The 21,405-nt window shown below is 59.2% G+C and carries 19 protein-coding genes; 16 read left to right on the top strand and 3 right to left on the bottom strand.

What is annotated here, in order from left to right; translation table 11 throughout:
* Window positions 1-79 precede the first annotated feature (79 nt).
* From TRM7557_RS07860 to TRM7557_RS07800, 13 genes are all read left to right on the top strand, one after another.
* Complete coding sequence (locus TRM7557_RS07860; protein ID WP_058289666.1) at window positions 80-997, top strand: hypothetical protein; 918 nt, start codon at window positions 80-82, stop codon at window positions 995-997.
* 136 nt (window positions 998-1,133) lie between these two features.
* Entirely contained in the window at window positions 1,134-2,210 is a 1,077-nt protein-coding gene (locus TRM7557_RS07855) for a LysM peptidoglycan-binding domain-containing protein (RefSeq protein WP_058289665.1), read from the top strand.
* A gap of 10 nt (window positions 2,211-2,220) precedes the next feature.
* The gene (locus TRM7557_RS07850; protein WP_082626548.1) at window positions 2,221-3,282 is read left to right on the top strand and encodes a LysM peptidoglycan-binding domain-containing protein; all 1,062 of its coding nucleotides are present in this window, start codon (window positions 2,221-2,223) and stop codon (window positions 3,280-3,282) included.
* Between the two features lie 392 nt (window positions 3,283-3,674).
* Window positions 3,675-6,389, top strand: coding sequence for a methyl-accepting chemotaxis protein (locus tag TRM7557_RS07845; RefSeq protein ID WP_058289664.1), 2,715 nt, complete (start codon window positions 3,675-3,677; stop codon window positions 6,387-6,389).
* A gap of 250 nt (window positions 6,390-6,639) precedes the next feature.
* Complete coding sequence (locus TRM7557_RS07840) at window positions 6,640-7,668, top strand: LacI family DNA-binding transcriptional regulator (RefSeq protein WP_074941995.1); 1,029 nt, start codon at window positions 6,640-6,642, stop codon at window positions 7,666-7,668.
* Between the two features lie 54 nt (window positions 7,669-7,722).
* Window positions 7,723-8,985 (top strand): extracellular solute-binding protein, encoded by a 1,263-nt coding sequence (locus TRM7557_RS07835; protein WP_074941996.1) that lies wholly within the window; start codon window positions 7,723-7,725, stop codon window positions 8,983-8,985.
* Window positions 8,986-9,099: 114 nt separating this feature from the next.
* On the top strand, window positions 9,100-10,740 hold the full coding sequence (locus TRM7557_RS07830) for a glycoside hydrolase family 43 protein (protein ID WP_058289661.1): 1,641 nt from the start codon (window positions 9,100-9,102) through the stop codon (window positions 10,738-10,740).
* Window positions 10,741-10,743: 3 nt separating this feature from the next.
* The gene (locus TRM7557_RS07825) at window positions 10,744-11,751 is read left to right on the top strand and encodes an ABC transporter ATP-binding protein (protein ID WP_058289660.1); all 1,008 of its coding nucleotides are present in this window, start codon (window positions 10,744-10,746) and stop codon (window positions 11,749-11,751) included.
* A 5-nt stretch (window positions 11,752-11,756) separates the two neighbouring features.
* Complete coding sequence (locus TRM7557_RS07820) at window positions 11,757-12,683, top strand: carbohydrate ABC transporter permease (protein WP_207382643.1); 927 nt, start codon at window positions 11,757-11,759, stop codon at window positions 12,681-12,683.
* 2 nt (window positions 12,684-12,685) lie between these two features.
* Complete coding sequence (locus TRM7557_RS07815) at window positions 12,686-13,513, top strand: carbohydrate ABC transporter permease (RefSeq protein WP_058289658.1); 828 nt, start codon at window positions 12,686-12,688, stop codon at window positions 13,511-13,513.
* A 63-nt stretch (window positions 13,514-13,576) separates the two neighbouring features.
* Window positions 13,577-14,299, top strand: a complete 723-nt coding sequence (locus tag TRM7557_RS07810) for a DUF1868 domain-containing protein (protein ID WP_058289733.1) — start codon at window positions 13,577-13,579, stop codon at window positions 14,297-14,299.
* An 85-nt stretch (window positions 14,300-14,384) separates the two neighbouring features.
* A complete protein-coding gene (locus TRM7557_RS07805) occupies window positions 14,385-15,410 on the top strand; it encodes a glucokinase (protein ID WP_235811429.1) in 1,026 nt (341 codons plus the stop codon).
* Between the two features lie 134 nt (window positions 15,411-15,544).
* On the top strand, window positions 15,545-16,288 hold the full coding sequence (locus TRM7557_RS07800; protein WP_058289657.1) for a class I SAM-dependent methyltransferase: 744 nt from the start codon (window positions 15,545-15,547) through the stop codon (window positions 16,286-16,288).
* A gap of 52 nt (window positions 16,289-16,340) precedes the next feature.
* Here TRM7557_RS07800 and TRM7557_RS19730 read toward each other — a convergent pair whose 3' ends face one another.
* The 3 genes from TRM7557_RS19730 to TRM7557_RS07790 all read right to left on the bottom strand — a co-directional run bounded on the left by TRM7557_RS19730 (window position 16,341) and on the right by TRM7557_RS07790 (window position 18,435).
* The gene (locus TRM7557_RS19730; RefSeq protein ID WP_110590830.1) at window positions 16,341-16,481 is read right to left on the bottom strand and encodes a hypothetical protein; all 141 of its coding nucleotides are present in this window, start codon (window positions 16,479-16,481) and stop codon (window positions 16,341-16,343) included.
* 169 nt (window positions 16,482-16,650) lie between these two features.
* Window positions 16,651-17,757 (bottom strand): Gfo/Idh/MocA family protein, encoded by a 1,107-nt coding sequence (locus TRM7557_RS07795; protein ID WP_058289656.1) that lies wholly within the window; start codon window positions 17,755-17,757, stop codon window positions 16,651-16,653.
* Window positions 17,758-17,766: 9 nt separating this feature from the next.
* Window positions 17,767-18,435: a GntR family transcriptional regulator gene (locus TRM7557_RS07790; protein WP_058289731.1), complete on the bottom strand. Its 669-nt coding sequence runs from the start codon at window positions 18,433-18,435 to the stop codon at window positions 17,767-17,769.
* A gap of 241 nt (window positions 18,436-18,676) precedes the next feature.
* Here TRM7557_RS07790 and TRM7557_RS07785 point away from each other — a divergent pair, with 241 nt between their 5' ends.
* Genes TRM7557_RS07785 through TRM7557_RS07775 form a run of 3 tightly spaced genes read left to right on the top strand, consistent with a single transcriptional unit; the run spans window position 18,677 to window position 21,254 of the window.
* A complete protein-coding gene (locus TRM7557_RS07785) occupies window positions 18,677-19,831 on the top strand; it encodes an LLM class flavin-dependent oxidoreductase (RefSeq protein ID WP_058289655.1) in 1,155 nt (384 codons plus the stop codon).
* Window positions 19,831-20,721 (top strand): aldo/keto reductase, encoded by an 891-nt coding sequence (locus tag TRM7557_RS07780; protein ID WP_058289654.1) that lies wholly within the window; start codon window positions 19,831-19,833, stop codon window positions 20,719-20,721. The genes TRM7557_RS07785 and TRM7557_RS07780 overlap by 1 nt, the downstream gene beginning before the upstream one ends.
* Window positions 20,722-20,735: 14 nt before the next feature.
* Window positions 20,736-21,254: a flavin reductase family protein gene (locus tag TRM7557_RS07775; protein WP_058289653.1), complete on the top strand. Its 519-nt coding sequence runs from the start codon at window positions 20,736-20,738 to the stop codon at window positions 21,252-21,254.
* The last annotated feature ends 151 nt before the right edge of the window (window positions 21,255-21,405 follow it).

Below are 21,405 nucleotides of genomic sequence, written 5' to 3'. Positions count from 1 at the left end.
TTAACAAATGGTTACTAAATTCAAAGAGTTTCTATTTGGCGTTTAGAACTGTGACAAGTCACATTCCGGGGGGGCATTGATGCAGCAGAAAAAACCAAAAATCGTGGAAAACGCGATCAACGAAAAACCGCAAAGTAAAACCACCAAAATCGAGGCAATCTCGGCCTCTGGTAATTTGAAAGTGGCGGTCAAAGGCCAGACCTCTGGGGCATCTGCCAATGTCCAGAGCGTCGCGGTGGAGCGCAATAAAGCGCCGCAGGTCAAATCAGCAACACCGCTTGCGGCCGTTCCGGCTCAGGGCGGTCAGGCCTCCAAAGCCGGGGCCAAGCCGGCCTCCGACGGTGCGGCTCTGCCGTTCCCGAAACAGGCAAAGATCCAGCAGTCGCCCAAAGCGGTGCAACACCCTGGGTCACCGGCAAAGACTGCACCGGAACAGAAAAGCAACCGCCCGTTGATGGTGGTGGCCGCGGTTGGCGCATTGGTCGTCGGTCTGGGTGTTGTCGCCCTGCAGATGGGCGGCGGATCAGACACTGAGGCGCAAGCCACAGGCTCAACCACAGCTGCAGACGCGGCTCCGGTGAAACCAGTGACGAGCCCCGTGGACATTACAACCGTCAAACCCAAAGCGGCGGAGCCGGTTGTGGCTGCTGCTGCACCTGTGGCGGCCGAAACGGCGACCCCAGCCGTGGAAGAGATGTCCGACAGCGATAAAATGATCGCCAAAATGACGGCGGGCACGCTTGCCGCTCTGCGCGGACAGGGCACTGCTGATGCCGCAGCCCCCACGGCCGCGCAATCCGCAGCGGATGAGGCCGCGGTGTCCGCACTTTACAGCATGGTGGTGACCGCAGTTTCGCAAGGCCAGTCCGAAGGATACATTGATCAGCTGGTTAACGATGCCTATGCCAAAGGTGAAATCGCCGTGCCTGCGGGCCTGATCGATGGCACTGGCCGCGTGGACACGCAATCCATCCTTAGCCTGTTCATCGCGCAATAAGGCCAGAGCCGCACGCCCACTCACTTCACAAATAGTCTCAGCATCTGGGGCGACGTGTCCTTGTCCTGCCAGACAAGTTCGCGCGCCTCGGGTGGATCATAAATAGCACGACAAAAAGAACCTTCAGGGGGAAGTCATGAAGAACCTCGTTGTAGCCGCTGCCTTTGGGCTGTCGGCTTTCACCGCCACCGGTGCGGCAGCCGACACCTGCGGTGGTATTTACACCGTTCAGCCGGGCGACAGCCTCTCGGTGATTGCGGATGCGCAATACAAAGATGCGGGCATGTGGTCGGTGATCCACAATGGCAACCTTGATCAGATCGGTCCCAAGCCCTCGGCCATCCAGGTCGGCATGAAGCTGAAACTGGCCTGTCTGAACGGCTTGCCGACGGGGCTGCCGGGTGGGCGCGCGATCACTGCCGAACCTGTTGCTGCGCAGCCGGTTCAGATCACTGCAGGCAATGCCTCTGTGCGTCAAAAAGTGAACCTGCTGACCGGTGATGACTTCCAGCCCTTTACCGGCAAAGAGCTGCACAATGGTGGCATGCTGGTTGATGTGATCAACGTCGCCATGGCCGAAGCTAACCCGCAGCAGGGCTATGCAATCCATTGGGTTGACCTCTGGACCGCGCATGACGATCCGCTGCTGGCAAACGCGCTGCTGGACGTCGGGTTCCCCTGGTATCGCCCGAATTGTGAAGCGCTGCCCGACAATGATCGTTGCCAGAACTTCCGTTTTTCCGACCCGATCTTTGAAATCCTTGCTCTGATGTTTGCGGACGCTTCGCGCCCGGTGACCTTTGAAAACGATGAGGACATCTTTGGCCTGAAAATCTGCCGCCCGCAGGGGTATGACACCTCTATCTTCAACGAGAACGGCCGCAACTGGATGACAGACGGCAAGATCGAAGTTCTGGTGCCGTCGACCCCGGCTGATTGCTTCGAGATGGTTCTCGAGGGGGAAGCGGATGCGGTTGTGCTGAACGAATTCACCGGTCGTGACAAAATGAAGGAAATGGGCATTTCTGACCGTATTCAGGTTGTGCCGCAGCCGGTTTCGATCCAGCCGCTGCACGCTGTGGTTCACAAAACCCACCCGCAGGCAGACGCGCTGCTGGCGATGGTCAATGATGGTCTGCGTGGCATCCGTGAGAACGGCAAGTATCAGGCAATCGTCGAAGACCACTTGGCCCGCGTCTGGGCTGGTTTCTAAGGGGGGGAGTATGGCTATTTCGCTCACGTCTCTGCTTCCTGCGGCGCTGCGCCGCCCGGCCTTGGCCGCTGTGATGGGTCTGGGGGCTGCCTTCGGGCTGGCCCCGACCTCTGCCTTTGCGATCTGTAATGTGGACTATGTGGTGCAGCCCGGGGACAATCTGTTCTCTATTGCAGACAAGCATTACGGCGACCGCAACCGTTGGACGCTGATCTACTATCGCAACCAGGACAAACTGGCGGGGCCGTCAGCCGTGCCGGGGCGCAGTCTGCACATTCCTTGCCCGCCGAATGAGGTCGAGGCCGATGCGACGCCTCTGCTGAAAGAGACGGCGGATCTTAAACTGCTGACCGGCGATCACTATGAACCTTTTGTGGGGCGGAACCTGCCCGGGCAGGGCATGGTGACAGAGCTGGTAAACGCCGCACTTGAGCTGGCGCCGTCACCGGTCAGCTATGCCATCACCTGGGAAGATGACTGGGGTAAGCATTACTCGATGATTTCCGGGAAAGAGACCGATATGGGCTTTCCCTGGGCCAAGCCGGACTGCGAGGCAGACCCCACCAATGCCCGCTGTGTGAACTTTCATTTCACGGACCCGATCGTAAGTGTCCCGATGATGTTCTTTTCAAAGGTCAACGGTGGCATGAGCTATCAGACCGATGCGGATGTGCTGGGCAAAACCATCTGCGTCCCGGCCGGTTTTTACAGTGGCGATCTGGACAGCCCCGAACGCCGCTGGGTGCGGGACAGCAAAATCACCCTTGTGCAGCCTGGTGGTGGGGCGGCGTCCTGCCTGCATGCGGTTGCGAGAGGCGAGGCAGATGCCGCCTTGCTCAACCTCTTTGTGGGGGCGGAAACCCTGCTGCTGGAAGACCTGCGCGATCAGGTGCAGCCGTTGGAGAAGCCTTTTTCCGAGATTGGCCTTCACGTGATCATTTCCAAAACCCATTGGCGCGGCACATCACATCTTTACCGTGTGAATGCCGGTCTTAAGAAGCTGCGCGAAAGCGGCCGCTTTGATGAGATCATGGCCCGTCACTTGGAACTGTTCTGGGGCAAGCTTCAGTAAATCCAACATCTGAAATGTTACAATTATCCGGCAGGCTTAGGTCTGCCGGATTTTTTTATGGCCTGTTAGGTGTCCTGCGACGCTAGGGAAGGGGGCAAAGAATCACACGCCCCGTCCCTTGCAGTTTGTGACGACGCTAACAGGGCGGTGTCGCTGGCAAAGCAACTTTCGTCTTTTGAAAAGGACCGGAATCGGCGATTGGGGCCAGAATTCAAGAAATTTTGATGCTTTCACGCCAAGAAAGTGGTGTTTTGCGGCATCAAATGCGGCTTCTCTTCACCCAATGTTAAATGGGCTGAACCCAACTTTATGGAGATTATTAATTCAAGCGCCTTTCTTCTGGCTGTGGCTTGCCAGCTGGAGTGAGAGGTTGTCGCAAACCAGGTGACCTGATGCCCAAATCTCCAAAGACTTCGGTCAAACGCCGTTTCCGCCTTTTTTCCAGTATCCGCACCAAAATCGCGATGATCCTTCTGGCAATGGCTGCGACGTCGGCTGCGGTGGGGTTCATGGTGTTCTTGGTGTTCGAACGGATCTCAACCGATATGACCGGTCTGACGGACGAACAATTGCCGCGTCTTGAGGTCAGCTCTGCCATCACCTCGGCTGCGACCAAAACCAAAAACAATCTGATCTCTTTGATGAAGGTGCAGGACAGTTTTGCGCTGAGCGCCATCCGAGCCGAGGCAGAGGAGACAACAACCGCGCTGCAGGCCCATGTTGCGGAACTGGACGAGTCCAAACGTCCTGAGTTCGAACAGGCGGTTCTGGACGCGCAATCGGCATTGGACAAGCTGGCCTCTGCCCGTGGCACGCTTCTGCGCAGCGAAGAGGCGATCAGCATTCTGATTTCGGACCTGCAGATGACAAGCGAGTACGTGCAGGAGAAAATGCGTCAGATGTCGGAACAGGCCTATGCCAATCTGACCAAAGGCGGTGACGCGGCTGTTGAGACCATTGATCAGAGCATGTCGCGCCTGATCGACGAAGATTTTGAGTTGATGCAGAACCTGCTGGAAGCCCGTGCCGAGGTGAACCTGCTGTCAGGCACCGCGATTGCGCTGGGGCTGACCAAAGACGCAGGCATGTCTGCGACCCTGCAGAAGATCGCGGACAATTCGATCTGGAAATTGGATGCGCTGGTGCGTCGCATGGAAGAAAGCGGCCAGACCATGCTGGACACCACAATCCTGCGCGATGCGGGCGAAGTGCTGTCTTCGGTTGTCAAACAGAGCCTGTTCCCCTCAGAAAGCCTGCGCCGCGCCGCGATCGAGGCCCGCAACAGTGCTGATGGGGCCATTTCGGGCGCCATCGACAATATGGGTCTCGAACTCATGATCGGCGCTCAGATGGTGAACTCTACCAACCGCAAGGAAATCCGCGCGCTGTTGGAAGGCGAAGTCAAATTCCTGACCACGCTTCTGGATGTGAACAGCGCGATCAGCCAGTTTCAGGTCGGCGCCCTGGGGGTTGTCACAGCCACCGATATGGAAGAGGTCAACCTGGCGGCGGAAGGCCTTGTCGCGGCTTCCAATACCCTGTCCAAATATTCGGAATTTGGGGACGGTGCGCTGTTTTCCTCGATCACTCAGATTGCACGTCTGACCGATGAGAACAGCGGGCTGGTCGCCCTGAAGATCGCCACGTTGGACGCGGAAGCGGGGGCGCTGGCTGCCACGGATGCAACCGAAGCGGCGGTTCTGACCATTGCCCTTCTGGCTGCGGATCTGAACACGACTGTACAGGCCGAGATCACCGCTATGGCGCAGAACATCACCGGCGAGATCATCACTGCCGAACTGAATATGCTCGCCATTATGGCTGGTGCGGCCGGGGTGTTTGTTGTAGCAATGATCCTGACCCAGCTGTGGATTGCCCGCCCGCTGCAGAAAATCAGTGCTGCAACCGAACGTCTGGCTGAAGGCGACCGCAGCCCGGTGACCGGGTTCGAACGCGCGAGCCTTGAGATCGCAAGCATTGCACGTTCGCTGTCGATTTTCCGCGATGGTCTGGTCGAGAAAGAAGAAATGACCCGTCTGGCCGAAGAAGAGCGCCGTGCGCGTCAAGAGGCACAGGATGCTGCTGTGGCGGCGCTGGCCTCGGGGCTGTCCAGCCTCAGCCGGGGGGATCTGACGGCGCGGATCGAACAGCCGCTGGCCGAAGGCTACGAGCAGCTGCGCGCGGACTTCAATGTCACCATCGATACGCTGAACCAGACCATGGTGCAGGTGGTCGAAGCGGCGGCCTCCATGCAGGGCGGCGCGTCTGAAATCAGTCAGGCCTCTGATGACCTGTCGCATCGCACCGAAGCGCAGGCTGCGACGCTGGAGCAAACCGCAGCCGCTCTGGACGAGCTGACCGCCAGTGTGAAATCTGCCGCCGAAGGCGCACGGGACGTAGAACGCACCGTGGACACCGCACGCACCGAGGCGGAAGCCAGCGGTCAGGTGGTGCAGAACGCGGTTGCCGCGATGACCGAGATTGAGCAGAGCTCGAACCATATTTCGCAGATCATCTCTGTGATTGACGACATTGCGTTCCAAACCAACCTCTTGGCCCTGAACGCCGGTGTCGAAGCCGCCCGTGCCGGTGAAGCGGGCCGTGGCTTTGCCGTGGTCGCCAGCGAAGTGCGCGCCTTGGCGCAGCGTTCTTCGGATGCGGCGATGGAGATCAAGACCCTGATTTCGTCCAGCTCCAAGCAGGTAGAAAGCGGTGTGGAACTTGTGGGACAGGCGGGCGAAGCGCTGCAGTCGATTATGACCCGCGTGAACCATATTGCTGAACTGGTGTCTGAAATCGCCAATGGCGCCGAAGAACAGTCCACCGGTCTGTACGAGATCAACACCGGGATGACACAGCTGGATCAGGTGACCCAGCAGAATGCAGCTATGGTGGAACAAGCCACCGCAGCGGGGCATTTGCTGAACAGCGACTCTACCAAGCTGGCGCATATGGTGTCGGAATTCCAGACCGACGGGGATCGGGCGCATATTGTGGGCGATGGCGGTGGCGCCGGGCCGTCCACCCAGAGTGACGGACTGGACGCGTTTGAAGCGGGCTTTGACGCGGCGGGTGACGATGACGATTGGCTCCAGGGCACCGGCTGACGAGGCAGGACCAAACGCAGGTTTCGCCACTTTTCGCGCGGTGGAAACCGAAGAACAGACAGACCCCCGGCCGTTGGTTCGGGGGTTTTTCTTTGCGTGGGAGGATTCGGGTCATAATGGAAAAATGATTTAATCCCATCATCACGGCCTCGTTAAATTGATCGGAATACATCAATGGCGTGCAGATAAGTCCTCAATCGGTCATGGTCTTCTGAGCGCCCTCAGCGCCAGAATAAAGACGGGAGGAACCATGGCTAAAGCGACGATGAAAGACGTCGCGACGCTAGCAAATGTAAGCGTCGCGACCGTGGACAGAGTTCTGCATGAACGGGAAGGGGTAAGCTCTCGCGCGCGGCAACGCGTCAAAGAGGCGATCCATGAATTGGGCTTTCGCCAATTGCCAGCCCGCCTGTCACGCAAAGTGCGTGGCCGCATTAAGCTATTGTTCCTGCTGCCGCAGCTGACCACGGGTTTTGTCACGCAGATGATTGAAGACCTCAAACAGGCCCATGACGCGGTGCCGGATGTTGAGGTCATGGTCGAAATCAAACGTATTCCTCTGATCTCGGGAACCGAGATCATTGAAGCCCTGTCAAAGGTCAAAGCCCGTGACTATCAGGGCGTCGGACTTTTTGCGGTGGATGCGCCTGGCGTGCGGTCCGCGATTGATGATTGCATGGCACGCGGCGTGCCTGTGGTGACGTTGGTGTCGGATGTGCCGTCCTCGCGCCGTGTCAGCTTTGTTGGCATCGACAATATGGCCGCAGGTCGCACTGCGGGCCGCCTGATGGGAAAATTCCTGCGCGGTGTTTCGGGCGAGATCGCCATTATAACCGGCAATATGCAGATCCGCGACCACGTGGAACGGCAGATGGGTTTTCGGCAGGTCTTGGGGGCCGAGCACCGCGACCTGCGCATTCTCTCGGCGGTGGAGGGCAACTCTATTGCTGCGAAAAACCACTCCATCACCATCGACCTGCTGCGTGACCAGAAACGCGTTGTCGGGATCTATGCAATTTCAAGCGGCAGTTCGGGCATCTTTGCCGCCCTGCGCGAAATGCGGCCCGTGCCGCGCCCGGTGGTGATTGCGCACGAGCTGTCGCTGGCCACGCGCCATGCGCTGGAAGATGGCTGTCTCGATGCGGTGATCGGTCAGGACGTGGGCCATATCGCCCGCTCTGCCGTACGCAAGCTCACCGCCAGCGCTTTTGGCGACCCCTTTAACGACGCTCAGGAAAACATCGGGATCGATGTGTTTCTGCGCGACAACCTGCCCTGACCGGAGGAGGTCGGGCTCAATCGGAACTTTGGACAAACCATCATTGGGAGGAACATGATGAAAACGCAGATGAAACGGGCCTTAGGGGGCCTTTTGCTGGCAAGCACCGCCACCGCCGCCATGGCGACCGAGGTGAAGATGCTGTCGATCAACACCAACTCCGAAGGGGAAAAGCCCTATTTCGCCGCGATCGAGGCCGCTTATGAGGCTGCCAACCCCGGCGTGGATATTGTGATCGAATATCAGGACGACGAAAGCTTTAAGACGCGTCTGCCGACACTGCTGCAGTCCAATGCGCGGCCTGACATCTTCTTCAGCTGGGGTGGGGGGCTCTTTTATGAACAAGCCAAAGCAGGCGTTCTGGAAGACATTGGCCCGCTGATGAGTCTCGAATGCAAGGCGGCGCATTCCGACGCGTCCCTTGGCGCGTTTGCCTTTGATGGCAGACAGCACGGCATGGCCATGTATGCGGCCGAAGTTGTGGTCTGGTACAACACCGAACTGGCCGCAAAAGCAGGCATTGACCCGACAGCCATCAAAACCTGGGAAGAGTTCCTGGCCGCGCTGGAAACCGCCAAAGGCGCTGGTGTCACCCCGCTGGTTGTCGGCGGCAAGGACAAGTGGCCGCTGCACTTTATCTATTCCATGCTGGCGCTGCGCATTGTTGGCGCGGATGGCATTCAGGCCGCAGCCGCTGGTGAAAATGGCGGTTTTGCAGGCGAAGGCTTTGTTGAAGTGGGCAAACAGCTGGAGCGTCTGGCCGCGATGGAGCCCTTCCAGCCCGGTTATATGGATGCTGGCTATGACAAGGCGACCGGCCTGTTTGGTGACGGCAAGGGCCTGTTCCACATTATGGGCAACTGGGACTATCTGGCCTCCAAGGGCGGCTCTACCTCGGGCAATGGCCTGACCGACGCACAGACCGGGCTGATCTCTTTCCCGATGGTGGAAGGCGGCGCGGGCGATGCCTCGGCGACCTTTGGCGGTGTGAACGGCTGGCTGGTGACCAAAGACGCAGATCCCGCGGCGGTGGATTTCCTTTGCTTTATGCTGAATCAGGAAAATCAGACCCAGGCGGGGGCTGAAGGCTTCTGGATTCCTGTGGCCAAAGGCTCCTCTGGCGAGGTTGCGAACCCCTTCTTCAAGCAGATCTCTGAAAACCTGGCGGGGTCCTCCTATCACCAGCTGTTCCTGGATCAGGCGCTGGGTGCCAGCGTTGGCGGCACTGTGAATGACGTCAGCGCGGATCTGGCCTCGGGGGCGACCACCCCGCAAGAAGCCGCAGAGCGCGTAGAAGAAGCGCGTATGTTCCAATAAGAACTCCTCCCGCTGGGAGCGCCAACCTCCCGGCAAACTGCTCCGGCCTGCACCCAATCCTGTGGGCCGGAGCCCCCCTCTATCCGCCAGACCCAACCGATCCCGGAGGCAATAATGCCCTTTCAAAACCCTGTCCTGCGTGGCTTTAACCCGGACCCGTCGCTGTGCCGTGTCGGCAATGACTACTACATGGCCACCTCGACCTTTGAATGGTATCCGGGCGTGCAAATCCACCACTCGCGTGATCTTGCGAATTGGGAATTGGTCTCGCGGCCACTGACGCGTGCGGCGCAATTGGACATGCGCGGCAACCCCGACAGCTGCGGTGTTTGGGCCCCGGCCTTGTCCTATGCGGATGGGCTGTTCTGGTTGGTCTACACCAATGTCCGCCGCTATGATGGCAACTACAAAGATACCCCGAATTACATGGTGACCGCGCCGACGATCAATGGGCCCTGGTCCGATCCCGTGTATCTGAACGCCTCGGGCTTTGATCCGTCGCTGTTTCACGATGATGACGGCCGCAAATGGCTGGTCAATATGCGCTGGGACCACCGCGCCACGATGGAGCACCGTGATCTGCCGCTTGATTTCTTTGGCGGTGTGGTGCTGCAGGAATATGATGTTGAGGCCCGCAAGCTGGTTGGCCCGGTCAAACAGATCTTCCATCGCTCGCCCTTGGGCTACACCGAGGCACCGCATCTGTTCAAACGCGAGGGGAGGTATTACCTGATCACGGCCGAAGGCGGCACCGGCTACAATCACGCCGTGACCCATGCCCGCGCCGATGCGATTGATGGCCCTTATGAACTGCATCCCAACTGGCACGTGCTGAGCGCCAAGGACGCGCCGGAAAACCCGCTGCAACGCACCGGCCACGGCCAGCCCTGCGAAGGGCCGGAACCCGGAACAATGGTCCATTCTTTCCTGTGTACCCGGCCATTGCCCGATACCGGGGCTGGGCGGCATTCCCCGCTGGGGCGCGAAAGCGGAATTGAACTTTTGGAGTGGGCCGAAGATGGCTGGCTCTACCGCCGGGGCGGCGGCATGGTCCCCGAACAGACCCCCGCCTTTGGCGGCACGGCAAGACCACTGCCCGCCGAAAGTGTCACGCGTTTCGAACCGGGCGATCTGCCGCAGGATTTCCAGTGGCTGCGCACGCCGGAACCCGACCGGATCTTTGATTTGCAGGCGCGTCCCGGCTGGCTGCGTCTGATTGGCCGCGAAAGCATCGGGTCCTGGTTTGAACAGGCGCTGGTCGCCCGCCGCCAGACTGAACACCATGTCGAAGCCGAGGTCTTGGTCGATTTTGAACCGGTTGATTTTCAACATATGGCGGGGCTTGTGGCGTATTATGGTCGCCACCAGTTCTACTATCTCAACATTTCCTGCGATGACGCAGGCGCGCGCCGTCTGGGCATTCAATGCTGTGCTGGCGACTGGCCCGAAGCCAGTCTGACCTATCCCATTGGCGATGGCATTGCGTTGCCAGAGGGGCCAGTTTGGCTGTCCCTGACGATCCGCTACGGCAGCCTGCAGTTTCGTTGCCGTATGGACGGGCAAAACGACTGGCAGGACATTGGCCCTGCGCTGGATGCCGCGATCCTGTCGGACGAAGGCGGGCGCGGGGAGCATGCAAACTTTACCGGCTGTTTCCTGGGAATGGCCGCTCAAGACATCACCGGGCAGGGGGCAACGGCTGACTTCTCCAGCTTCACCTACCGCACGCCTGAAAATACCCAAGGGGGGAACTGAGCCATGGCCGAAGTGCGCCTGAACAATCTGACCAAGAGCTATGGCGGGGTCGAGGTGATCCCGCCGCTCGATTTGACCATCCCAGACAAGAGCTTTTCTGTGCTCGTTGGCCCCTCGGGCTGTGGTAAATCCACGCTGTTGCGGATGGTCGCCGGTCTGGAAGAGGTTACCTCGGGCCAGATCACCATTGGCGGCGAAGATGTCACCGACGCGGACCCTGCAAAACGCGGCATCGCCATGGTGTTCCAGTCCTATGCGCTTTATCCGCATATGTCCGTGGCGGATAACATTGGCTTTGCGCTGAAACTGGCCAAGACGCCGAAGGACGAGATCAGAACGCGCGTCAAAGAGGCCGCCGCGATCCTTCAGCTCGAGGATTATCTGGATCGCAAGCCCAAGGCCCTGTCCGGTGGTCAGCGCCAGCGTGTCGCCATTGGCCGCGCGATTGTGCGTCAGCCCAAAGTGTTCCTGTTTGACGAACCATTGTCCAATCTTGATGCGGCCCTTCGGGCGCAGATGCGGGTCGAACTGGCTGAATTGCATGAAAAGCTCGGCGCGACGATGATCTATGTGACCCACGACCAGGTCGAAGCCATGACCATGGCGGATCAGATCGTGGTGCTGAAAAAGGGCGAGGTGCAGCAGGTCGGTGCGCCGCTTGACCTGTATAACACGCCGGAAAACACCTTCGTGGCCGAGTTTATCGGCATGCCGAAGATGAACCTGCTGAATGGCGCTACTGCGGCCCGTTTCGGCGGTGACAAGGTGGGCGTGCGCCCCGAACATCTGGAAATCAGCAGCGACAACCCGATTGTGTCGGGCGAGGTCGTGCATGCGGAATACCTTGGCGCCGATACCATCGCCCATGTGCAGTCGGCCGAGGCAGGCCGGGTTGTGGTGCGCCTTGATGGGTCGCATCCGCTGCAGCGCGGATCTGAAATCACCCTCAGCCCGCGTCCCGGTTGCCTGCGCATCTTTGATGCAAATGGCCAAAGCTTGGGGGCAGCGTGATGGCTGTGGCTGAGACAAATAACATCATTTCACCTGCGCAGGGGCGCCCCTCGGCGCTCAAACGCGCGCTCTCCGATGGGCGGCTTGTAACCGTTCTGGTGTTCCTGCCGCCTGCGCTGTTGTTGTTCACCCTGTTTGTGACCCTGCCGCTGATCGAAGCGGCTGGCTATGCGGGTTACAAATGGTCCGGCTACGGCGATCCAACTGAATGGGTCGGCATGCGCAACTTTGAGATCCTGCAGAAGCACTCGGCCTTTCATCAGTCGCTGATGAATACGGTCTGGGTGATCGTGGCCTCCTGCCTGCTGCAGATCCCGCTGGCCATGTCGATGGCACTGCTGATCTACCGCAAAACCTGGTCAAACACGGTCTTTCGACTGATCTTCTTTGCGCCCTATATCCTGGCGGAGGTCGCGACCGGTCTGATTTGGTCCTTTATCTTTGATGGCGACTATGGGGTTGCGGCCATGGCCTCGCAGGCCTTGGGGGGGGAGCCGTTCTTCCCGCTGTCGGACCGCACATGGGCCTTCCCTGTGGTTCTGTTTGTAGTGGTCTGGAAATTCTTTGGCTTCCATATGATGATCTTTATCGCCGCCCTTCAGGGCATTCCCGAAGACCTGACCGAGGCCGCGCGCATTGACGGCGCAAAACCGGGGCAAATCACCTGGTTTGTGAAACTGCCGCTGCTGAAACCCGCAATTGCGGTGTCGGTGTTCTTTGCGGTGATCGGTTCCCTACAGCTGTTTGACCTGATCGTGCCGCTGACAAATGGCGGGCCGTCCAATTCGACCCACACAATTGTCAGCTATCTCTACACCTTCGGGCTCACCCGGCTCAAAGTCGGCTTTGGCTCTGCCGTGGGGATTGTCCTGTTCCTGATCACGGTTGCCTTCGCTGTGGTCTATCGCAACACCGCCATGAAGGAGACCTGAGCATGCGGACCTTTGATTGGCGCGACACTGCGCGTATTGCCATCCTTCTGGTGGTCGCGGCCACCATCCTGTTCCCGCTGGCAGCAACCTTCCTAGGCGGGTTCAAAACATCAGGTGAGCTGCGCCTCGCCCCGTTTTCCCTGCCAGAGGTCTGGCGGTTTGAGTTTTACGGCGATGTGCTGGGGAACCCCAACTTCTGGAGCTATATGTGGAATTCGCTGTTCATTGCGCTTTTGACGGTTTTCATCACCCTGATGACCGGTGCCATGGCGGCCTATGTGTTCTCGCATATAAAATTTTTCGGTTCTGACTACATCATGTCCTACCTCCTCCTTGGCATGATGTTCCCGCTGGCGGCAGCGGTTGTGCCCCTGTTCATCAAGATCCGCGATCTGGGTCTGTTGGACACCCCATGGGGCGTAATCCTGCCGCAAGCGGCCTTTGGGCTGGGGTTCTCGGTGCTGCTGTTCAAAACCTTCTTTGACCAGTTGCCGCGTGAACTGTTCGAGGCAGCGCGGATCGATGGGATCTCCTACATCGGGTTTTTCTTCCGCTTTACCCTGCCGCTGTCCACGCCGATCCTTGGCACGGTGGCTGTGTTTGTCTTTGTGACTTCGTGGAACAACTACCTGTTGCCGTTGATCGTTCTGAATGACAGCGCGTCGTTTCCCTGGACCTTGGGCATGATGCAATACCGGGGCGAATTCATCGTGGAATGGAACAAGATCCTGGCCTTTGTGACGCTGACACTGGTGCCGGCGCTGATCTTCTTTCTGGCGGCCCAACGCTACATTGTCGCGGGCCTCACCGGAGGGGCTGTAAAGGGTTGATCCGTCAAGGAACTGTCGCGAAAGATAGCTATGGACAAAGGGCAGACCCCCCCGGAGCACACCATGGCCATCTTTCGCGACGACCCTTTTGAATTTCTGACCGGCCAGCTGTCGGACCACCCTGTGCCGCGCGCGATTTCAGAGCCGGGGCAGGGCGGCAAGTTCACCCATGATGGCGCGGTGCAACATTGGCCGGGCAATACCTTCATTTGCCATATCGCCAAAAACAGCGATCCGCATGCGGCGCTTTGTGCGATGCAGGATGCGATGAGGGCCAGCGATGTCGGCGCATTGTTCAGCTGGCTGCCACCGGCAAGCTTCCACATGACCGTCTTTCAGGGCATTTCTCCTGACGATCCGGTCTGGCCCGTAGGCCTGCCGCGAGACCTCAGCCGGGATGAGGTGACCAAGGAATTCCTGTCCCGCCTGCAGGACGTAAGTGTCCCCCAGCATCTCACGCCCACCGCCCGTGGCCTGCACGCAGGCCATTCGGTGACGCTGGAGGGCAAGGATGCCGCAGCCGAGGCGCGCCTGCGCGGTGCGCGCATGGCCCTGCGGGATGCGACGGGTTTGCACCCGCACGGGTTTGACACTTATACTTTTCACATCACGTTGGGTTATCCGCTGCGCTGGATGACTGCAGCAGAGGCGAAGGCGGTGATCGCAGCCTCTGATGCGGCCTTTGCAGCACATGGGGCAGCGCTGGCTGAGATCCCACTTGGACCGGTGGAATTCTGCACCTTTGAGAACATGCATCACTTCGAACCGGTTTTGCGGCTGAGCTGAGCGGAAATCCTCAAAAACAGTGCGAAAATAGCGCCGATTGCGCTAACATTCGCGCGAAGCCGCTCTTGCACGGTGCTGCGCGCCCATGTCAAAAGCAGGCCAAGATCGCGGGGGCACACCGCGTGCGCAGTTGATGGAGAATGACATGTGGAACCTGATCGCCGATGTAGGCGGCACAAATATGCGTCTGGCCGAGGTCTCCGCCGAGGGGGAGATCCTGACGCAGGAGCGGTTCCAAACCAAGGGCGAGATGACGCTCGAAGCGGCCTGTGTGCAATTCGCAAACAGCCGTGGTTCCATGCCTGCCCGTGCCGTGATTGCTGCTGCGGGCGTGGTCAAAGACGGCGCAGTTCAGCTGACAAATGCCGACAATCAAAGTTTTTCTGAGACCTCTCTGTCGCAGGCTCTGGCCGGCGCATCCGTCAAAGTATTGAATGATTTTGAGGCCGCAGCCTGGTCGTTGGCGACCGTTGGCCCCGAGGATGTGACCACCCTGCAGGGTAAGGCAGAATTTCCGAAAGACCCCTGCCTGATCCTTGGCCCCGGCACCGGCCTTGGCGTTGGCGCGCTGGTCTGGGCAGGCGATGTGCCTTGCGTGGTTCCGGGTGAGGGCGGCCATGTGGCGCTAGGCCCGCGCACGCCCGAAGAGGTGCCGATTTTCAAAGCCATGCGGGACGAATGGCCCGAGGTGGGCATGGGCGAGGGCCTGATTGTGGAAGCCGAGGCGATCCTGTCGGGCACCGGCCTGCCGTTGTTTTACCGTGCGGTTGCAAAATCTATGGATTTGACCGCGCCGCTGGACAATGGGGCAGATATCTTTGAGGCCGCCAAGGCCAAGCTCGACACTGCAGCGATGCGCGCAGTTGAACTCTTCGCGCGGTATTTGGCCGGTGTCGCCGGGGACCTCGGCCTCGTCTTCGCGGCCAAGGGCGGCGTGTTTGTGACCGGCGGCGTGGCAGCGGCGAACCCGTGGATGTTTGATGAGGCCTTTGTTGCGGCCTTCAACGCAGGTGGCCGCCATACCGGCTGGCGTCAGGAACTGCCTTTGCACCTGTACCATCAGCCAAACTTCGGCCTGATCGGCGCAAGGAATTATTTGGTCAACCGTTGATCTGAGGGAGGGGCGCGCCTGAGCCGCAGGCTCGGGCGCGCCCCCGGGCGCTTTGCCAAAGGCAAAGCGCAAAATCTCCAACGGTGCATAAGTTGAAGCCTTGGAGGTCCATCAACAGCGGTTAATATGCCCGCATGGATGCTCTCTACATAGATCCCGCTCTGGTCGCTGTTTATGACGCTCTAAATAGCGGGCGCAGCGATTTTGAGTTCTATCGCAGCCGGTTGCCCAACGCCCCGTCACGTATTCTCGACATTGGATGTGGCACCGGGACCTTTGCTATTGAGCTTGCAGGACTTGGGCATGATGTCACCGCTGTCGACCCAGCACCCGCAATGATTGCCTACGCCATGGCCAAAGACAGGGCCGACGCTGTGCGATGGATCACAGGGCAGGCGACCGATGCCGCGGAACGTGGGTGGTGTGATGCAGCTATTATGACCGGCCACGCCTTCCAATGCCTGCTCTCAGACGAAGAAGTCGATGATCTGTTTATTTCTGTGAAAACCATCCTGAAAGAGAATGGTGTATTCTGGTTCGAGACACGCAATCCCGCCGCAAAGCCGTGGCTGCGATGGACCCCAAAGCAGGCGTCACCTGCTGTTACCTTCGCCGAAGGTCAAACTGTGCAAGTGTTTCACGAGGTCAGCGCGGTGGACGGCGAGTATGTGACCTTTGACGAAAGCTATGTCTTTGGCGACGGCCGTGCTGCGGGTCGTTCACGCTCCACGCTTAAGTTTCCAACCTTCGACGCGGTTCAGGCCGCCGCGCGCCGCAACGGATTTACCGTGTCAGCGGCGTTTGGCGATTGGAATGGCGGAGCCGTCTCATCAAAAAGCCCGGAACTCATTTTTAAAATGGTGCCTGCTGTGGCCTAGAGGGACGCAGGCGCGCACGACGTTCTTGCGATAGGTTGCCGTTCAAACGCCCCTATTGCTCTGCGGCCTCCGCTGCCCGCCGTTTGGCCTCGTCGTGGTGCCATTTGATGGCAAAGAACATGCCGATGCCCAGCACGATGATTTTGAAGGGGAAGAACACCAGAGGAAAGAAATTTGCCCAGCTTATGTCCATTGTCGTCTCCATCGAGTTGTTGACGCGAACTTCTGCGGGCACAGGTATGCATGGGTGTCGTGGGATAACAGACGCCATATTGACGCAGTGCTGAAGTCCGGTTTGGCGGTCTGAAACAAAAAGAGCCGCCCCAAAAGGACGGCTCTCTCGATCTGGCTAGTGTGGCCGCTTACATCAGCTCTTTCAGCTCCACCGCGCGATGTTCTTTCATGGAAATCTGCGCCGCCATGCCCATCAGAACCGCCAGCTGGCCGTCTTTCAGGGACACTTCGGGCACGTCGCGTTCGCCGCGCACCAGCTCAAGGAAGCCTTTGTGCTGGTAGAAGGTCGAGCCATTGTGGTCGCCCGCTTCCAGAATGGTCGGATCGACGGGAATGTCGCGGACCTCGGGACCTTTGGGATCGCGCGGCGAGACGATGACCTGCGGCACGGGTGCTTCGCCCAGATGCTCTGGCCAGAAACGGCCCGGTCCGGGCACCAGCGCTTCGATCTTGCCGTTGGGACCCACAGCGGAAATCTCTTCCTGATACCGCGAGCCTTCTGCGAACATGCACAGCTCCAGCATCGCGCGCGCGCCGCCTTCGAAATCCACGATCACATAACCATTGTCGAGGATATCAGGCGTTTCACCCTCGTAAGCCTCATCGACGTGGTTCACATCCATCGCACCGGATGCGAGAACGCGGATCGGTTCGGCCTTCAGCGTCAGGCGCATCAGGTCGAAGAAGTGGCAGCATTTCTCCACAAAGGTGCCACCGGTGTAGCGGTTGAAGCGGTTCCAGTCGCCAACCTTTTCCAGAAACGGGAAGCGGTGCTCGCGGATGGTCAGCATCTTGATGCCGCCGGTGGCGTCTTCGGCTTCGTTCACCAGGGTCGCAACGGGGGGCATGTAGCGATATTCCATCGCCACCCAGACCGGTGCGGGGTAGTTGGCGCGGAACTCTTCCAGGCGCGCAACATGGGACGGATCGGTGAACAGCGGCTTTTCGACCAGAACGGGCAGGGGGCGTTTGGCGGCCAGCGCCTCTAGCTGCTCCACGTGGCGGAAGTTGGGGCTGGCGATCAGGATACAATCCAGATCCGCAACCTCCAGCAGCGCCTCTACGCTGTCGACATATTCGGCCTCGGGGGCGAATTTTTTGCATTCGGCCACCATGCCCGCATCGGGTTCAAAGATCGCCGACACGCGGGTGCCGTCCAGAAGTGCGATATTGCGCAGGTGTTCCTGGCCCATCATGCCGCAGCCGATGATGCCGTAATTGGTGATTTTGGACACGTCTTTCTCCTAAATCAGTCGTTGCACATAAAGTGCTTTGTCTGTGTCATACCAGGTGCGCGAAAACTCCACCGGCACCGGTCCATCGGCCCAGCTGAAGCGTTCGATATATCCGACAGGCGCGTGGGGCGCCTTGCCAAAGGTGTTCGGGGCCCATTCGGGCACAGAGCCAATGCCAACGCGGTCTTCGGCGCGTAAGATTCGCAGGCCAAGTTGCAGCTGATAGCTCCGGTAAAGCGAATCGGACATGTCGCCGAGGTCCAGTGACCCCGCGTCGCAATCCAGCCAGATTTCCTCGACCGCGATTGGAACGCGGTTCAAATAGCGCAGGCGGCGGAACCGAAAGCCGCGGTCCGAGGTGCCGAAATTGGGCAGGTCGCTGGGTTTTGCGGCCTCTGCTGCTGACAGGATGTCTGCGGTTGGCAGGCCGCCGCCAGTAGTCAGCTCCAGCCGGAACATCGCATAGATGCTTTCGGGGGCGGTGCTGGCGCGCACATAGTTGCCCGATCCCTGAACCCGTTCCAGAAGGCCTTTTTTCTCGAGCTCGGACAGGGCCTTGCGCAGGGTGCGCACGGTGGTTCCGTGGCTCTTTGCGAGCTCCCGTTCGGGCGGCAGGCGTTCGCCGTCGACCAGACGGCCAGCGGCGATTTCCCGGATCAGAAACTCTGAAATCTGCATGTAAATGGGCAGCGCGGTGGGTGCGCCTTGGATGCCGCCCTGAACGCCGCTGTGCAGGCTTTCTTGCTGCCGCGTGTCAAGTCCTGCCTCGACGGCGGCAGGATCAGTATTACTGTCTTTGTCCATAAGCGGTCCGGGGTCGCCCGTTTTTTGTGCGGAAAAAAATTGATGCACCATTGATGTACTTTAATTCTGCTGCTACGCAAGAAGAAATTGCAAGACTCGGCAGGAGAGCAACATTATGACCGTCGTCCCTATTACATCCCCTGATCTTGACGCCGCTGAGGTGTCCTGGTTCGCTGCGCTGTGCTCGGATGACTACCAGTTTCTGGGTGTGCCGGATGGGGATCTGCGGTCTTCCTGGGCGCATTGTTCAAACATCGTGAAAGAGGCCGAAAAGCAAGGCTTCCGCAACATTCTGTGCCCGTCCTCCTATCAGGTGGGTCAGGACACGCTGTCCTTTGTGTCCGGCTGTGCGCCGATCACCGACAAGATCAACCTTCTGGCGGCTGTGCGCTGCGGCGAAATGCAACCGATCATGCTGGCACGCACGCTGGCGACGCTCGACCACATGCTCGAAGGTCGCCTGACCGTCAATATCATCTCCTCTGACTTCCCCGGTCAGAAAGAGCCCAGCCCCTACCGCTACCAGCGCTCCCGCGAAGTGGTGGAGATCCTGAAGCAGGCCTGGACTCAGGACGAGATCAACTACGAAGGCGAAGTTTATAACTTCAAAGGTCTGACAACCGACCCCGTGCGCCCCTATCAGACCGGCGGCCCGCTGCTGTATTTTGGTGGCTACTCCCCCGATGCGCTGGAGCTGTGTGGTCAGCACTGCGACGTCTACCTGATGTGGCCGGAGAAAAAAGAAGAGCTGGCAGGCCGGATGAAAGCCGTCAACGCGGTCGCCGAGAAATACGACCGCACGCTGGACTACGGTCTGCGCGTCCACATGATCGTGCGCGACACCGAGGCCGAGGCGAAAGAATACGCCGAATACATCGTCTCCAAACTGGATGATGAGCAGGGCACCGCGATCCGCGAACGCGCGCTGGATGCAAAATCCCTTGGCGTCAGCCATCAGGCGAAAAACCGCGACAACGCGGATGACTTCGGCTACATCGAGCCGAACCTCTGGACCGGCGTTGGCCGTGCGCGCTCTGGCTGTGGTGCGGCGCTGGTTGGCTCGACTGATCAGGTCATGTCCAAGATCGAAGAATACCAGAAGATGGGCATGCGCGCCTTTATCTTCTCTGGCTATCCCCACCTCGAGGAAGCCAAACATTTCGGCGCCCGCATTCTGCCGAACCTGAAAACATGCTCGCTGCCCGAGGCCTATGGCCGCGTGCCCGCAAGCACCCCGGAAACACCCCTTGGCGTAGGAGTTCGCCGCTAATGGACCGTATTAAACTAAACGACGATCTGGATTTCAGCCGCCTTGTCTATGGCATGTGGCGCATTGGGGACGTGGAAGACACGTCGCCCGCCACCGTTGAAGCCAAGATCAACGCCTGCCTTGAACAAGGCATCACTACCTTTGACCAAGCGGATATCTACGGCGACTACGGTGCCGAAGCGATCCTTGGCGGCGCGCTGAAGGCCAACCCGTCCCTGCGCGAGAAGATGGAAATCGTGACCAAATGCGACATCGTCGCGCCCTGCGGTCGCTATTCTGACGCGAAGGTCAAATACTACGACACTTCTCGGGCCCACATTGAGAAGTCGGTTGAAACCTCGCTGACCGAGATGGGCATCGAGCAGATTGACCTCTTGCTGATCCACCGCCCGGACCCGCTGATGGACCATCATGAGACCGGCGCGACGCTGGATGATCTGGTCAAATCTGGCAAGGTCAAATCCGTCGGCGTGTCGAACTTCCGCCCCTATGACTGGGATCTGCTGCAATCTGCGATGTCGACCAAACTGGCGACCAACCAGATCGAGATTTCGCTGGGCGAGATTTCCCCCTTCACCAATGGCGATCTGGCCTTCCACCAGAAAAATGGCGACGCGCTGATGGCGTGGTCCCCGCTTGGTGGTGGCAGCCTGATGACCGGGGACAGTGAACTTGCAACCCGTCTGGACACCATCGCCGCCGCCCAAGGTGTGGACCGCGCCGCTGTGGCCGTGGCCTTCCTGCTGCGTCACCCGGCGAAAATCCTGCCGGTTCTGGGCACCAACAATATCGACCGCATCAAGAAGATCTCCGATGCGCTGAAAGTCGAGCTGGACCGCGAAACCTGGTACCTCCTCTATGAGGCGGCTCTGGGCACCGAGGTTCCCTAAGGGAGAGCACTGACATGGGACTGGATATGCCAAACAGCAGCACTGCCTTTGTACCGGATGAAAGCAACACCCGCCTGTTGCGCGACGCCTTTGGGCGTTTCGCAACCGGGGTGACCATCGTGACCGCCAACACGCCCGAGGGTGTGGTGGCGATCACCGCCAACAGCTTTTCCTCCGTGTCGCTGACACCGCCGATGGTTCTGTGGTCGCCCGACCGCAATTCGCGCCGTTTCCCCTATTTCGATGCGGCCGAACATTACGCCATCCACGTGCTGGCAACCGAGCAGAGCGATCTGTGCTGGCAGGTGGCCAAAGACGTCTATGGCCTGCGGTCCATGGATCTGGCCAAAAATGCCGAAGGTGTGCCGGTCCTTGAAAACTGCCTGGCGCGTTTCGAATGCACCCGGAAGGCTGTCTATGACGGTGGTGATCACACCATTGTTCTGGGCACCGTAAACCGGGCGGAAATGCGCGAAGAGGGAGACGCGCTGGCCTTTTTCAAAGGTCAGATCGGCCAATTCACCGGCAGCTGATCCCGTTGAGAAGCCCGTGATCCAACCCTTTGGTTCCAGACGCGAACACTGGTGCCAATCGGGGATTGTGATCCGCAAAAGGGCCACCTAAACACGCCGCTCCCGCCAGGTCTTGGCGGGGGTGGCGAAAGAGAAAAATACTGTGCGGAGT

The organism is Tritonibacter multivorans, assembly GCF_001458415.1.
GTDB lineage: Bacteria > Pseudomonadota > Alphaproteobacteria > Rhodobacterales > Rhodobacteraceae > Epibacterium > Epibacterium multivorans.
The sequence above is the reverse complement of the archived record's forward strand: the minus strand, read 5'-3'. Positions and strand labels throughout refer to the sequence as shown.

Bases quoted from the DNA above. Each gene is read 5' to 3' on its own strand.
- TRM7557_RS07785 (WP_058289655.1), top strand. From the start codon at position 18,677: ATGACCGTCGTCCCTATTACATCCCCTGATCTTGACGCCGCTGAGGTG.
- TRM7557_RS07845 (WP_058289664.1), top strand. From the start codon at position 3,675: ATGCCCAAATCTCCAAAGACTTCGGTCAAACGCCGTTTCCGCCTTTTT.
- TRM7557_RS19730 (WP_110590830.1), bottom strand. From the start codon at position 16,481: ATGGACATAAGCTGGGCAAATTTCTTTCCTCTGGTGTTCTTCCCCTTC.
- TRM7557_RS07830 (WP_058289661.1), top strand. From the start codon at position 9,100: ATGCCCTTTCAAAACCCTGTCCTGCGTGGCTTTAACCCGGACCCGTCG.
- TRM7557_RS07800 (WP_058289657.1), top strand. From the start codon at position 15,545: ATGGATGCTCTCTACATAGATCCCGCTCTGGTCGCTGTTTATGACGCT.
- TRM7557_RS07825 (WP_058289660.1), top strand. From the start codon at position 10,744: ATGGCCGAAGTGCGCCTGAACAATCTGACCAAGAGCTATGGCGGGGTC.
- TRM7557_RS07790 (WP_058289731.1), bottom strand. From the start codon at position 18,435: ATGCAGATTTCAGAGTTTCTGATCCGGGAAATCGCCGCTGGCCGTCTG.
- TRM7557_RS07855 (WP_058289665.1), top strand. From the start codon at position 1,134: ATGAAGAACCTCGTTGTAGCCGCTGCCTTTGGGCTGTCGGCTTTCACC.
- TRM7557_RS07775 (WP_058289653.1), top strand. From the start codon at position 20,736: ATGGGACTGGATATGCCAAACAGCAGCACTGCCTTTGTACCGGATGAA.
- TRM7557_RS07780 (WP_058289654.1), top strand. From the start codon at position 19,831: ATGGACCGTATTAAACTAAACGACGATCTGGATTTCAGCCGCCTTGTC.
- TRM7557_RS07840 (WP_074941995.1), top strand. From the start codon at position 6,640: ATGGCTAAAGCGACGATGAAAGACGTCGCGACGCTAGCAAATGTAAGC.
- TRM7557_RS07810 (WP_058289733.1), top strand. From the start codon at position 13,577: ATGGCCATCTTTCGCGACGACCCTTTTGAATTTCTGACCGGCCAGCTG.
- TRM7557_RS07815 (WP_058289658.1), top strand. From the start codon at position 12,686: ATGCGGACCTTTGATTGGCGCGACACTGCGCGTATTGCCATCCTTCTG.
- TRM7557_RS07835 (WP_074941996.1), top strand. From the start codon at position 7,723: ATGATGAAAACGCAGATGAAACGGGCCTTAGGGGGCCTTTTGCTGGCA.
- TRM7557_RS07850 (WP_082626548.1), top strand. From the start codon at position 2,221: ATGGCTATTTCGCTCACGTCTCTGCTTCCTGCGGCGCTGCGCCGCCCG.
- TRM7557_RS07805 (WP_235811429.1), top strand. From the start codon at position 14,385: ATGTCAAAAGCAGGCCAAGATCGCGGGGGCACACCGCGTGCGCAGTTG.
- TRM7557_RS07860 (WP_058289666.1), top strand. From the start codon at position 80: ATGCAGCAGAAAAAACCAAAAATCGTGGAAAACGCGATCAACGAAAAA.